Origin of the sequence: Nocardioides allogilvus, assembly GCF_003047285.1 — a bacterium.
Taxonomy (GTDB): Bacteria; Actinomycetota; Actinomycetes; order Propionibacteriales; family Nocardioidaceae; genus Nocardioides; species Nocardioides allogilvus.
The window spans coordinates 219,585-232,148 of sequence record NZ_PZYX01000004.1 but is presented as its reverse complement, the minus strand read 5'-3'; the positions used below and the strand labels follow the sequence as shown (position 1 = coordinate 232,148).

14 protein-coding genes are annotated in these 12,564 nt (G+C 70.8%); 6 read left to right on the top strand and 8 right to left on the bottom strand.

Annotated features, from left to right (window positions below):
* Positions 1-158 precede the first annotated feature (158 nt).
* Both C9J87_RS09315 and C9J87_RS09310 read left to right on the top strand, forming a co-directional pair.
* The gene (locus tag C9J87_RS09315) at positions 159-944 is read left to right on the top strand and encodes a sucrase ferredoxin (protein WP_107705364.1); all 786 of its coding nucleotides are present in this window, start codon (positions 159-161) and stop codon (positions 942-944) included.
* A gap of 59 nt (positions 945-1,003) precedes the next feature.
* Positions 1,004-2,419 (top strand): cytochrome P450, encoded by a 1,416-nt coding sequence (locus C9J87_RS09310; protein WP_010834310.1) that lies wholly within the window; start codon positions 1,004-1,006, stop codon positions 2,417-2,419.
* A 98-nt stretch (positions 2,420-2,517) separates the two neighbouring features.
* Here C9J87_RS09310 and C9J87_RS09305 read toward each other — a convergent pair whose 3' ends face one another.
* The 4 genes from C9J87_RS09305 to C9J87_RS09290 are packed head-to-tail and all read right to left on the bottom strand — an operon-like array spanning position 2,518 to position 6,476.
* Positions 2,518-3,639, bottom strand: a complete 1,122-nt coding sequence (locus tag C9J87_RS09305) for a sulfotransferase family protein (protein WP_232820009.1) — start codon at positions 3,637-3,639, stop codon at positions 2,518-2,520.
* A 2-nt stretch (positions 3,640-3,641) separates the two neighbouring features.
* Positions 3,642-4,421: an SDR family oxidoreductase gene (locus C9J87_RS09300; protein WP_010834308.1), complete on the bottom strand. Its 780-nt coding sequence runs from the start codon at positions 4,419-4,421 to the stop codon at positions 3,642-3,644.
* 59 nt (positions 4,422-4,480) lie between these two features.
* Positions 4,481-5,611: a hypothetical protein gene (locus C9J87_RS09295; RefSeq protein WP_010834307.1), complete on the bottom strand. Its 1,131-nt coding sequence runs from the start codon at positions 5,609-5,611 to the stop codon at positions 4,481-4,483.
* On the bottom strand, positions 5,601-6,476 hold the full coding sequence (locus C9J87_RS09290; protein ID WP_107705362.1) for a TIGR03619 family F420-dependent LLM class oxidoreductase: 876 nt from the start codon (positions 6,474-6,476) through the stop codon (positions 5,601-5,603). The genes C9J87_RS09295 and C9J87_RS09290 overlap by 11 nt, the downstream gene beginning before the upstream one ends.
* A gap of 34 nt (positions 6,477-6,510) precedes the next feature.
* Here C9J87_RS09290 and C9J87_RS09285 point away from each other — a divergent pair, with 34 nt between their 5' ends.
* Positions 6,511-6,933 (top strand): nuclear transport factor 2 family protein, encoded by a 423-nt coding sequence (locus tag C9J87_RS09285; RefSeq protein ID WP_107705361.1) that lies wholly within the window; start codon positions 6,511-6,513, stop codon positions 6,931-6,933.
* 70 nt (positions 6,934-7,003) lie between these two features.
* Positions 7,004-7,543: a hypothetical protein gene (locus C9J87_RS09280; RefSeq protein ID WP_107705360.1), complete on the top strand. Its 540-nt coding sequence runs from the start codon at positions 7,004-7,006 to the stop codon at positions 7,541-7,543.
* Here C9J87_RS09280 and C9J87_RS09275 read toward each other — a convergent pair.
* On the bottom strand, positions 7,530-8,729 hold the full coding sequence (locus tag C9J87_RS09275; protein WP_107705359.1) for an MFS transporter: 1,200 nt from the start codon (positions 8,727-8,729) through the stop codon (positions 7,530-7,532). The two genes, C9J87_RS09280 and C9J87_RS09275, sit on opposite strands and share 14 nt — an antisense overlap.
* Complete coding sequence (locus C9J87_RS09270) at positions 8,726-9,652, bottom strand: EamA family transporter (protein ID WP_232820008.1); 927 nt, start codon at positions 9,650-9,652, stop codon at positions 8,726-8,728. Before C9J87_RS09270 ends, C9J87_RS09275 begins: the two co-directional genes overlap by 4 nt.
* Positions 9,653-9,692: 40 nt before the next feature.
* On the opposite strand from C9J87_RS09270, the gene C9J87_RS09265 reads away from it, so the two are divergent.
* Together C9J87_RS09265 and C9J87_RS09260 are read left to right on the top strand one after the other, a co-directional pair.
* A complete protein-coding gene (locus C9J87_RS09265; protein WP_198652321.1) occupies positions 9,693-10,190 on the top strand; it encodes a MarR family winged helix-turn-helix transcriptional regulator in 498 nt (165 codons plus the stop codon).
* Positions 10,191-10,321: 131 nt separating this feature from the next.
* Complete coding sequence (locus tag C9J87_RS09260; protein WP_107705358.1) at positions 10,322-10,621, top strand: hypothetical protein; 300 nt, start codon at positions 10,322-10,324, stop codon at positions 10,619-10,621.
* A gap of 51 nt (positions 10,622-10,672) precedes the next feature.
* Here the strand turns inward: C9J87_RS09260 and C9J87_RS09255 are convergent, their stop codons facing one another.
* Both C9J87_RS09255 and C9J87_RS09250 read right to left on the bottom strand, forming a co-directional pair.
* Positions 10,673-11,521 carry an aldo/keto reductase gene (locus C9J87_RS09255; RefSeq protein ID WP_107705357.1) on the bottom strand — a complete coding sequence of 283 codons (849 nt, stop codon included), beginning with the start codon at positions 11,519-11,521 and terminating at the stop codon, positions 10,673-10,675.
* A gap of 151 nt (positions 11,522-11,672) precedes the next feature.
* Positions 11,673-12,353 carry an SGNH/GDSL hydrolase family protein gene (locus C9J87_RS09250; RefSeq protein ID WP_157953166.1) on the bottom strand — a complete coding sequence of 227 codons (681 nt, stop codon included), beginning with the start codon at positions 12,351-12,353 and terminating at the stop codon, positions 11,673-11,675.
* Between the last annotated feature and the right edge of the window lie 211 nt (positions 12,354-12,564).

Here is a 12,564-nt window from a genome sequence, read left to right as displayed (position 1 = left end):
AGTCTTCTGAGGACTCAGGTCCAAGGAACGCCCGCCAGGCCAGGCCACGCTTCGCGCTGACCGGTGTCGGGGAACGACATCGGGGTCTGGCGAGCCTGGTCGCCCGATCTGGTTCCCCAACCCGTGCCGCCAGGATGAGCCCGGCACAATGTCATGAGATGACTGACGACGACTTCCGCTGCCACGTGGGCAGCCGCGACGACGGCGAGCCGCTGGCCGGTACGGCGCCGACGGATTCTGCCTTCCTGTTCGTGGAGTATCCCGGGGCGTGGGGGCGCCAGGCCGTCGCGGAGAGTCGACTGCCCGAGGCGGTGAAGGGACACCTCGACGGCCTGTCCGGGGTCCGCGTGCAGCTGATCCGGCGCCACGGTGGCGTCGGTGGGCCGGGCGTGCGCGTCTTCCATGCCGTGGCGTACGGCGACGGGTTCGCCGTACGCACCGCGTCGTTGCCCGACGCCGAGGCGCTCCTCGATCTCGACCTCGAGCGCGACCTGACCGACCACGACGGCGCGCTGTGGCTGGTGTGCACCAACGGCCGTCGCGACCGGTGCTGCGCCGAGATCGGTCGCCCGATCACCGCGGCGCTGGCGGCACGCTGGCCCGAGGAGACGTGGGAGACCACGCACCTCGGCGGGCACCGGTTCTCCGGCACCCTGCTCGCGCTGCCCAGCGGCCACACCCTCGGTCGGCTGACGACCGACAACGTGGTCGATGCGTGCGCCGAGATCGAGGCCGGCGGAGTGCCGCTCGACCTGAGCCGCGGCCGGGCCGGACGCAGCGGTGTGGACCAGGTGCGCGAGCTGCACGTGCTGGGCGGAGGCAGTCCCGACGTGGAGGTCGTCGAGCTCCCCGGGCCGGTGCTGCGGCAGAGCTGCGGAGACCTGAAGCTGAAGGCCACGACCCGCTTCGAGGTCGTCCCGGCGCCGTCGACGACTGTCCTGTAACTTCACGCGCTGACTGAGTTGCGCGTACAGCGCCCCCGCCTGCGGCCTAGGCTCGGGTCATGACAGCGCTGGAGCAGCGACCCGACCAGATGGCGACGACGGACGCGGAGGCGCACGCGCTGACGGCCCGCCGCTACGAGAAGATGCGTCCGCTCGCCGGGTCGCCGACGCCGGTCGACCTCGACGGGCTGCCGCCGGGTCCGCGCTGGCCGGCGATCATCCAGAGCATCGGGCTGCTGCGCTTCCGCCACCAGTTCGTGCCGTGGGCGCACCGGCGCTACGGCGACGCGTTCACGGTCCGGATCCTGCCGCAGGGCCGGCCGCTCGTCCTCTTCACCCGGCCCGAGCACGCGCGCGAGATCTTCGCCGGCGACCCGGAGGTCTTCCACGCCGGCAAGGGCAACGCCATCCTCGGGCCGATGATGGGCGAGCACTCGCTGCTGCTCCAGGACTCCAGCGAGCACAAGCGGGCCCGCAAGCTCCTGATGCCCGCCTTCAACGGCCACGCGTTGCGTGAGTACGCCGATCTCGTCACCGACGTCGCCACCGCCGAGGTCGCGTCGTGGTTGCCGGGGGAGTCGTTCTCCGCCCTCCGGCGGATGAACCGGCTCACCCTCGAGGTGATCCTGCGCGTCGTCTTCGGTGTCACCGACGAGGCCCGGCTCGCCGAGATGCGCCCACGGGTCAACAAGGTCGTCGACATCAGCCCGGCGATCCTCTTCGGCTACGGCATGCCGCGGCTGCAGAAGCTCGGCCCGTGGAAGCGGTCGAAGGACAACGCCTTCGAGCTCGACGCGCTCATCTACGCCGAGATCCGCGAGCGTCGGGCGGCAGCCGACCTGGACTCGCGCACCGACGTGCTGTCCCGGCTGATCCGCGTCGGCACCGAGGGCGGCTCCACCGATGACCGCCTCACCGACGAGGAGCTCCGCGACCAGCTCATCACCCTCCTGCTCGCCGGTCACGAGACCACCGCGACGGCGCTGGCGTGGGCGCTCTACGAGCTGGGGCGATCTCCCGCGTTGCTCGAGCGCTCGCGCGCGGCGGCCGTCGAGGGCGACGACGACTGGCTCGAGGCGGTGCTCAAGGAGTCGATGCGCCTGCACCCCGTCATCCCGATGGTGGTGCGCACCCTGATGAAGCCCGCGAGCATCGGTGGCCATGACCTGCCCGCCGGCACCACCGTCGGGCCCTCGATCATCATCGCCCACTCGCGGCCCGACAACCACGAGTCGCCGTCGGAGTTCCGGCCCGAGCGCTTCATCGAGGGACAGCCGGCGACCAACACCTGGATCCCGTTCGGCGGCGGCGTGCGCCGTTGCATCGGCGCCGGCTTCTCGCTGATGGAGGGCGTCGTCGTGCTGCGCGAGGTCCTCTCGACCTATGCCGTCGAGTCGATGGGCGAGGACAAGCCCAAGGTCCGCAACATCACCAGCGTGCCGCGCGACGGCGCGACGATCCGCATCACGCGCTGAGTCCTTGGTTTCGACGCGCTCGTTCCTCGCTGCTCAACCAGCGAACCTGTGCCGCTGGTTGAGCAGGCGCGCCAGCGCCGTGTCGAGACCGAGGCGAACTACTCGGTCAGGACGTCGCGCACCTGCGCCTCGGTGAGGCCGTAGTCGGCCAGGTCGTAGGCATGCTTCGGGGCGCGTACGCCGCTGCGCGACCGCGCCAGCTCCGCCGACACCGCTGCGGCGCCGGCGTCGCTCCACTCGAGCCCGGCAGCGCCGTACACCCCGCGCACGGTCGTGAGCGGGTCGGCGACGAGGTCGTCGTAGGCCACGTCGACCACGTCGCCCGAGTGCGGACTCGCGCGGAAGGCCGCCTGCTCACGCGCGAGCAGGTCGAGCTGGGTGCGACCGATGGTGTCGCCGACGAAGACGTCCGAGGTGCCGCGGGTCGAGGCGGCGGCCAGCGAGCACATCGACGCCGTGCACGCGACCGGGTCGCGGTGCGTGACGACGACGACCGCGTCGGGGTGGACCGCCTTGATCGCATCGAGCGCGACGAGGTGGCTGGGGTTCTTGAGGATCCAGCGCTTCTCGGTGTCGTTGAGGCCGATCAGCTGCAGCAGTGCGCGGTGCCGTTCGTAGGCGGGCGTCCAGTCCTGCCCGGCAAGCCAGGCGGAGTAGCCCGGGGTGAAGGCCTGCGTCTCGAAGGCGACCGAGCGGCCGGTGTGCTGCAGCAGCCGCCAGCACTCCTCGTGCGACGCCGCGTCGGAGTAGTGCAGCCCGGCGAGCTCGGGGTTGGCCTCGTGGAACGCGGCGTAGCCCGCCTGCATCGCGCCGAAGATCGGGTCGCTCTCCCAGGTGTCGCGCGGCGGGCGGGGCTGCGGCAGGTCGGCGAGCCACTGCTCGAGGCCCTGGTGTGCCGGGTCCGCCGTCAGGAGGCGTTGCAGCAGCGTCGTGCCGGATCGGGGGAGGCCCATGATGAAGACCGGCCTATCGATCGCGACGTCCTTCACCGCGGGGTTGGCGCTGAAGCCCTGCTGCGCCATCAGCTTCGCGACGAGCAGGCCCTTGACCATGCCGCGCATGCGGTAGTTGCCGACGCCGGTCAGGCCGGAGGCGCTGGCGTAGTCCTGGAGGAGAACCCCCAGTCCCTCCTCGTGGGTGTCGTCGCCGAAGTCGCTGAGCCCGGTCGTACGAACGGCCGTCGCGGTGATGTCGTCGAGGGTGCCGACATCGTCACGCACTCTCACGAGTGGAACTCGCCGCAGTCGACGTTGAGCGTCTGCCCGCTGACCGCGCTGGCCAGGTCGCTGGCGAGGAAGAGCGTCGCCCGCGCGACCTCGTCGGCCGTCGCGAGCCGCTTGAGGTCGGTCGGCGCGGCCTTCTCGGCGTAGACCTCGTCGTGGGTGCGGCCCGACTCCGACGCGATCCAGTCGAAGTAGGCCTTGTTGACGTCCTCGTAGATGTAGGACGGCGCGACCGAGTTGACCCGGATGCCGCGCGGGCCGAGCTCGGTCGCGAGGCTGGAGCTGAGGTGCTGGAGGGTGCCCTTGGACAGCTTGTAGCCGCTGTACTCCGGCTGCGAGGTGTAGACCACGCACGAGCTGATGTTGATGATCGACCCGCTGCTCGCCGCGAGGGCGTCGGCGAACAGTGCGCTCAGCCGCAGTGGGGCGAAGACGTTGGTCTCCTGCGCGGCGCGCAGGCCGTCGAGGTCGAGCGTCGTCAGCGGGTCCATCGGCGGGATCCCGAACGCGTTGTTGATCAGGCAGTCGACCCGCCCGAACTCCGCCAGCGCTCGCTCGACGAGGGCGGCACGCTGCGCCTCATCGGTGATGTCGGTCGGTACGACGAGGGCCCGGCGCCCCAGCTCGCCGACGACGGCTGCCATCTTCTCCAGCCGCCGCTCGGTGCGGCTCGCCAGCACGAGGTCGGCGCCCATCCGCGCAGCCTCCTCGCCGAGGGCACGGCCCAACCCCGGGCCGACACCGGAGAGCACGATCACCTTGTCCTGGAGGAGCGTCATGGCGTCAGACTAGAACGTGTTTCAGTTCTGCGTCGAGGGTTGCGGCGCAGACGACCCACTCACGAGATCATCCGCCGCGCGATCCCGACCTGCCGCGCCTCGATCCGCGCGGCGTACTCGGCAGGCGTCACGCGCTGGTGGGCCAGCGACGCCATCGACGCGAGCGAGGAGAACGGCACGACCGACACCGTCGGCCCACCGGGAGCCTGGTCCGTCCGCTGCCAGCGCAGCATCATCACGCCGGCCGCGTGCCCGGTCGTCTCCAGCCAGTTCGCCAGCCCCGGGTCCTGCGCGGAGATGACGTAGCGCAGCATCCCGTCGTCGTCGACGTGCGACTGCGCGCGCGTCAGCGACGTCTGGTGGTGCTCGTAGTCCGTCGAGACGTACCACTTCGAGCCGACCTGGATCGATTGGTACGGCGCCGCGCTGGCCGGCACCGAGACCACGAGAGCCTCGTCGTCGGCGAGCGCGTAGTGCCCGATGGAGGAGAACTGCGTGGGCAGGCCGCCGGGCGTCGTGGCCGGGGCGGTCAGCGTGTTGACGGGCTCCTTGTATGTGAACCACTCCGGGAACGCGAACCACGTGGCCAGCCGTCCGGTGAGCAGCTTCGCCGCGACGGCGTACCTCTTCTCGATCCGTTCGACCGAGACCGGAGCGCGTGGGACCCCGGCGGTGTCGAGGCGCTGGATGCGCAGGGTGCCCCGGTCCTCCGCCAGCCAGTCGGAGTAGACCTCGCGGACGATCAGCGTCGAGCCCTTCCGGAGTCCGAGCTCCGGCCCGAACCGCCACTCGAAGGTCCCGTCGTCGGCGACGGGGAGCGAGCGGTCGTCGAAGGCGGCGAGCGTGTCCGGTGTCCCCGAGGACGTGTAGCCCCCGCTCATGATCTGGAAGGACAGGTCGGCGGTCGTGCCGCGGCGCCCCGAGACGACGTACGACGCGTCGGAGGTGAGGTTGGCGTTGAAGTAGACCGCGTCGGGGTTGTCGAGCCCCTGGCGTGAGTACTGGTGCGTCGGGTTGATCAGAACGGGGTGCTCGAGGTCGTGGTCGAACGCCATCTGGATCGCCGAGCGGATCGAGCCGGCGAGGTAGTCGAGCCCCTCGGCGAGCTCCTGCTCGGTGATGTCGAAGGGCGGGTTGCGGATGAGCTGCTCCGCCTCCTCGATCGCGTCGCGGAACAGGTCAAGAGACACGCGAGATCACCGACTCGGCGTAGCGCTCCAGGTGCTCGACCTTCTTCGCGAGCGGCTCGGTGTCCGGGCCCAGGATGTAGGGGACCCGGAAGCCGACGATGCAGTCGGTGACCCCGCGGTCCTCGAGCCGCTTCACGCCGTCGGGGTCGTAGGCGTCGTAGGAGATGACGTGCACCTCGAAGTCGTCGCGCGTGTCCCCCTCCTCGGCCCGAATCGAAGCCAGCCGCGTGAGCAGCCGGTCGAGCTCCTCCCCGTCCCCGCCGGCATGCATCCAGCCGTCTCCCTTGCGTACGGCGCGGCGCAGCGCCGCATCGCTGTGGCCGCCGACCAGGAGGGGGATCGGTGCCGTCGGCGCCGGACTCTGCTTGAGCGCGGGAAAGCTGTAGAACTCCCCGTCGTAGCCGAAGAACTCGCCCGACGTCAGCCCGCGCAGGACGTCCATGCACTCGTCCATCCGCTTGCCGCGGCGCTCCCACGGGACGCCGAGGGTCGCGAAGTCCTCTGGCCACGGCGACAGCCCGACGCCCAGCCCCAGGCGGTTGTCGGAGAGGAAGGCCAGCGACGACGCCTGCTTAGCGACGAGCACCGGCGGCCGGACAGGGAGCTTGAGAACGAACGGCGTGAGCCGCAGTGTCGAGGTGACCGCGAAGAGGTGCGCGCACATCACCATCGTCTCGACGAACTCCTTGTCCTCGAGGAACTCCCGGTCGCCGGTGTCGGTGTAGGGATAGCTCGAGTCCGACTCGCGTGGATAGATCAGCGAGTCGGCCACCGTCATCGAGGTGTAGCCCGCGGCCTCGGCGGCCTGGGCGAGCGGGGCGTAGAACTTCGCCTGGGTCATCGCCTCGGCATACGTGAATCTCATGGCCACACACTAGAACGTGTTCTAGGCTCGCGCCATGGACCTGCAGGAGCTCAGCGACCGCCAGGAGATCACCGACCTCATCACGCGCTACACGCGAGCGGTCGACACGCGCTCCTTCGAGGACCTCGCGCACGTGTTCACCGACGACGCGGTGCTCGACTACTCGATCGTCGGCGGCCCCAAGGACGTGCCCGCCGTCGTGGTCCCGTGGATCGAGAAGGGGCTGGCGGGCTTCGACCGCTTCCAGCACCTCATCGGCCAGGTGTCGATCGAGCTCGACGGGGATGCGGCCCGCGCGACGGCGTACTTCACGAACCCGATGGTGAGCACCGACCCCGACGGGACGGAGAAGCTGTGGGAGGTGGGCGGCTACTACCACCACGACCTCGTGCGTACGCCGCTCGGCTGGCGCTCGCGCGGCATCGTCGACGACGTCGTGTGGACCCGCGGCTTCTGAGCCGGCTTGGGCTCCTGACCGGCCGTCGGCGACAATGGCGGCCACCCCAGCCTGCAACGAGGAGAGTCACGTGGTCGACACCGAGGACCGCCCGGTCCTGACCGGCCTGATCGCGCTGGTCGCCGTCGCCGCGGTGATCGGCATCATCGGCGGCCTGGCCGCTCTCGTCGGCAGCAAGGTCCTCGGTCTCGACGGTGACACGACTGCCTCGTCGGCGGGCAGCGCCACGAGCAGCGGCTCGCTCTACCTGCCGGAGCCCACGATCACCTCGGACACGGTGGTGCCGGAGAGCCCGGCGTCGACCACCGCCGCGCCCGTCGACCCGTCCGACGCGAGCAGCAAGGAGATCGAGCTCTCCGCAGGCCAGCAGTCGGTCAGTGCGATGCAGCAGATCGACCTCACCGGCAGCTACCCCACCGGCGAGGGCGCGATCCTCCAGGTGCAGCGGCTCGAGGACGGCAGCTGGGAGGACTTCCCGGTGACGGCGTCGGTGAACAACCAGACGTTCTCGACCTACGTGCAGACCGGCCAGACCGGCGAGAACACCTTCCGCGTCATCGACACCGACAAGGACCTCGTCTCCAACGAGGTCGTCGTCACCGTCGGCTGAGGTCCAGTCGCCGGGTGAAGTAGCCGACCCACACCGTCCCGAGCGCAGCCCCGGCGCCCATCACCAGGCAGGCGGCCGCCAGCGGCGCCGCGGCTGCGGCGAGGCTGACGAGCAGCGCGCCTCCGGAGAGCCCGATGTCGCCGCACAGCCGCCAGCCGCCGAGGTACTGCGCGCGTCCCTCGATCGGCGCGGTGTCGGCGCCCAGGGTCATCACGATGCCGGCGCCGAGGCCGTTGCCGACGGCCATCAGCGCCATCACCGCGGCGACCGTGACCGCGCTCGTCGCGAGGGGCAGCAACAGGCAGGCGAGGGCCGTGGTCGCGACGACGGGTACGGCGACGACGAACCGCCCGTAGGTGTCCATCAGCCAGCCGCCCGGCAGGAAGCACACGAGGTCGACGGCTGCGGCCGCGCCGAAGATCAGCGAGGTCGTGCTCGCGGACAGGCCGACGTGCTCGGCCCACAGCGGCAGCAGGCCGATGCGCAGTGCGCGACTGGCCGAGATGATGACGACCGCGACGCCGATCGTGAGCAGCGTGCGCCGGTGCTCCATCAGCACCGACACGACCGAGAGGTGCGGCGTCGCACCGCGGTGCTCGGAGCCGAGGTCGGGCATCGAGCGGGCCAGCAGCGCCGACGCCAGCGACATCGCGGCGGCCAGCCAGAAGACCCAGGTCAGCCCGCCGAGGTGGATCAGGCCGGCGCCGAGCAGCGGTCCGACGAGCACCCCGATCCGCATGCTGCCACCGAGCGCGGCCATCGCCCGCGCACGGAAGGCCAGCGGGACGGCATCGATGAGGTGGCCCTGTCGCGCCATCATGAAGACGGTCCAGGTCATGCCGCTGAGCAGCACGGCCAGCCCGAGCGCGACGACCGAGTCGGTGAGGGCGGCGAAGGCCATCGCGACCGCGTCGAGCGACCCGACCGTGGTCAGGGCCCGGCGCTCACCGATCCGCGCGACGAGGGCGCCGGCGGGCAGGGAGGCGAGCAGGCTGCCGACGCCCAGCAGGGCGACGATGAAGGCGGCAGTCGGGACGTCCGCGCCGAGGTCGAGGGCGCGCAGCGCCAGGACCGGCAGGACCGCGCCGTGCCCGATCGCACTGACGATGGAGGGCGCGTACGCCGACAGTGCGACGTCACGGAGACGGAAGGCCGCGTCCACGCGCTCGGTGTCCCCGGAACTCACCTGGTCATTGTCAACGCCCGGTCGCCGACGTCTGCCACCGGCTCCGGAGGAGCGGGTGCCGGACGACGGGTCACGCGCTGGCCGAGCACCACGCCGCCGAGGACGAGCAGCACGCCCAGCGCCTGCATGGGGCCGAACACCTCGTGGGCGAACGCGACGCCCAGCGCCGTACCCACCACCGGGTTGATCAGGCCGATCAGCGACACGGCGCCGGCCGGCATGGCGCGCAGGCCGGTGAACCAGCAGACGTAGGCGAGGCCGGTGCCGAAGATCGCGATCCAGGCGTAGCCGAGCACGGCGGTGACGTCGACGGCCGGGGGTGCGCCCTCGACGAGGAGTGCGACGGGCAGCAGGGCCAGGCCGCCGACGACGAGCTGCCAGGAGACGAGGGTGAGCATGTCGACCGGCGGGGTCCAGCGCTTGATCAGCACGAAGCCGAGCGCACTGACGGCCACCGAGCCGAAAGCGCCTGCGAGCCCGAGCGTGGTCACGCCGTCGGGGCTCTGCAGGACGAGGAGCGTGACGCCGGCGAGGCCGATGACCGCGGCGACGATGCGCGCCGCGGCGGCTCGCTCGCCGATCAGGAGCCAGGCCAGCGCCATGACGGCCAGCGGTGAGGTCGCCTGGATGGTCGCGGCGAGCCCGCCGGGGAGGTAGTAGGCCGCGACGAAGATCAGCGGGAAGAACAGACCGATGTTGAACAGGCCCAGCACCGTGGCCTTCCACCACCAGTCGCCACGCGGCAGCTGGCGTCGCCAGGCGAGCAGCACGAGGCCGACGGGCAGGGCCCGGACGAGCGCCGCGAAGAGCGGCCGGTCCGGGGGCAGGAACTGCTCGGTGACGATGTAGGTCGTGCCCCACGCCGCCGGTGCGATCGCCGTCAGGAGGATGATCCCGAACCGGCTCCGAAGAATAGTTTCCACAGAAGAGACAATATCTGCCGAGGAAGATATATTCCGATTCGTGAATGGCGACCTCGACCATGTCGGCCGGCTGCAAGCCCAGTGGGCGCGCGAGCGCCCCGACCTCGACACCAGCGCGATGGGCATCATCGGCCGTCTCCACCGGCTGGCGGACGCCCTGCACACCGAGCTCCGCCCCGTGTTCGAGCAGGCGGGCCTGAGCGACGGGGACTTCGACGTGCTCGCCGCGCTGCGTCGCGCCGGCTCGCCGTTCGCGCTGACCCCCGGTCAGCTCGCCGAGACCACGATGATCACCTCGGGCACCGTGACCAAGCGCGTCGACCGGTTGGCTGCCGCCGGCCTCGTGACCCGCGAGCGTGTCGAGCACGACGGGCGCGTACGTCGCATCGCCCTCACCGAGCCAGGCCGAGCCCTGGTGGACGAGGTGGTCGGGATCCACTTCGCCAACGAGGAACGCCTGCTCGCGGGGTTCTCTGACCTCGAGCGGACGCGGCTGACCCACCTGCTGACGCAGTGGACGACGTCCCTCGGGGTCTGAGGGTGGCTCCGCGCTAACGTCATGAGGACCGGTTGTTCGGACGACCGGTCCCCATGACGTTGCGGACGGCGAGCGGATCATGGGGTTTCGTCCGTGCCGTCCCGCCGCCCCAGGCTGACGCATCACACGCCGTGGTCCTCGAGACCTACCTGCGGGCCCTCCTCGCCGAGGACTGCGTCACCGCGCAGGCACTCGGCACTGACACGTTCACCGTCGGCAACGGGGAGCTCTGCGAGGCGGTGGAGGTCAGTGCGTTCGAGCCGATCGGCGAGCCCGCCGGCCTGCGTGCTGGTGAAGTCACCTATTCCACTGTCCTCACGACTTCCGGAAGCGACGACGGCTCCATCCCACCCGGCAGGCTGACCTGGTTCTACTCGCTTGCCGAGCGGGATGGCGAGTGGCGACTGGTCGGCGGTGGCTCAGGGCCGTGACTACTGGTGCGGGCGTACGGCGACGCCTGCACCGTGAGGTTGGCGCCCGACTCAGTGGGGGATGTAGTCGAACAGGTCGGGGTCGGGACCGAGGCGCCCGGCCGCGCCGGCGTCGAGCTCGTCGATCGCTGCCATGTGCGTGTCGGGAAGCGACCAGTCGAAGAGGTCGAAGTTCTGCTGCATCCGCTCGCGGTGCATCGACTTGGGGAAGACGACGTCGCCGCGCTGGAGGTGCCAGCGCAGGGCGACCTGGGCCGGCGACTTCCCGACGAGCGAGGCGAGCTCGCCCATCACGTGGTCGTCGTTGACCTTGCCCTGCGCGATCGGCGACCACGCCTCGGTGACCACGCCGTGGCGTGCGTTGGTCGCGCGGACGTCCTCGTTGGCGAAGAACGGGTGCACCTCGACCTGGTTGACGACGGGGACGACGCCGGTCTTCGCGACGATCTCGTCGAGGTGGGAGGGCTGGAAGTTGGAGACGCCGATCGAGCGTGCCTTGCCCTCCTCCTGCAGCGCGACCAGCGTCTCCCACGTGGAGACGAAGTCGCCGTCGTAGCGCGTCGGCAGCGGCCAGTGGATGAGGAAGAGGTCGACCTGGTCGAGCCCGAGCCGGGTCAGCGACTCCTCGAGTGACCGGCGTGCGTCGTCGGGGAGGTGGAAGCCGTTGTTGAGCTTCGTCGTGATGTAGAGGTCGTCGCGCGCGAGCCCGGAGTCCTTGATGGCCGCACCGACGCCCTCCTCGTTCTCGTACATCTGCGCCGTGTCGATGTGGCGGTAGCCGACCTCGAAGGCCGTCAGCACGGTCGCGGCGGTCTCGGCCGGCGGCACCTGGTAGACGCCGAAGCCGAGCTGCGGGATCGAAGTGCCGTCGTGGAGCGGGAGGCTGGGAACGGAAGTCATGTCTCGAACATAACCAGCCGTCCCCAGCCTCCCCAGCCTCGCCCGACCGTCACGCAGACCGTCACGGCCTTGCCCGTGTGGCTGCGCGCCCTCAGCGCGCGGTAGGTAACTGGTTACCTACCTGCGGGACAGGCGGCCGCGCACCCCAGCCTCAGCCCAGGAGACCGCGGGCTGCGAGCTCGCTCGCGACGCGCTTGCCGTACGCCGCGTGGCCGGCGCGGGTGAGGTGCAGCCGGTCGGACAGGTAGGAGAGTTCCCACGCGCTGGTGTCGAGGTAGGCGACGCCGTACTCCTCGCACAGCGCGGCCAGCGTGGCGTCGACCCGCGCGACGCGGGCGGCCCGCGACGGTGCGGACGCGGGTCCGACGACGGCGACGCGACGCCCCTCGAGGGAGTCCATGAGCGAGCGGAAGCCCGCGCGGATGTCGGCCGTCGGCTGGTCGACGTCGTTGAGGCCGCCCGCCACCACGACGAGGTCGGCACCCCGGGTGGCGGCGACGCGGGTGGCGAAGGCGCGGTTGCCGCAGTGGCTGGCGCGCCGGCTGAAGCCCGAGCCGGAGAAGCCGGCGACCGTGACCCGGGCCGCGAGCTCGCTGGGCCAGGAGTCGCCGAGGTCGTCCAGCCCCAGGCCGACGGTCCACGAGTCGCCGATGACCGCGATCGGGGTGCCGCTGCCCGTCACGAGCTGGGCGCGGGCCGCCGCGTCGGTGGCGTGCCGCTCGCACAGGGCGGCGTCCGCTCCGCGGGCCCGCGCGGTCAGCAGCACCGACGTGACGAGGAGTACGGCGAGCGCCACCACCACGAGGTGGCGCACGTCGGCTCGCAGGATCACCCCAGAAGTGTGCGACCAGGAACGGGGTGGCGCAGGCAGTTGGGAAAAGTCGTCGGGCCCGGAACAAGGACGACTGGTCCTGCGTTGGAGCCCCTGAACAGACTTGAGTTGAATCGACTCAACTTATTTGCCAGACTCGTCGCTGTCGCGGCAAGATGGCGTTGCGCCAACACCCAGACATCGCAACAGACGCAAAAACACTCTGTATCCC

What these genes read in the sequence shown, in the direction of transcription:
- C9J87_RS09315 (WP_107705364.1), top strand. Translation starts at nt 159, where the DNA reads ATGACTGACGACGACTTCCGCTGCCACGTGGGCAGCCGCGACGACGGC.
- C9J87_RS09310 (WP_010834310.1), top strand. Translation starts at nt 1,004, where the DNA reads ATGACAGCGCTGGAGCAGCGACCCGACCAGATGGCGACGACGGACGCG.
- C9J87_RS09300 (WP_010834308.1), bottom strand. Translation starts at nt 4,421, where the DNA reads ATGACGCTCCTCCAGGACAAGGTGATCGTGCTCTCCGGTGTCGGCCCG.
- C9J87_RS09290 (WP_107705362.1), bottom strand. Translation starts at nt 6,476, where the DNA reads ATGAGATTCACGTATGCCGAGGCGATGACCCAGGCGAAGTTCTACGCC.
- C9J87_RS09285 (WP_107705361.1), top strand. Translation starts at nt 6,511, where the DNA reads ATGGACCTGCAGGAGCTCAGCGACCGCCAGGAGATCACCGACCTCATC.
- C9J87_RS09255 (WP_107705357.1), bottom strand. Translation starts at nt 11,521, where the DNA reads ATGACTTCCGTTCCCAGCCTCCCGCTCCACGACGGCACTTCGATCCCG.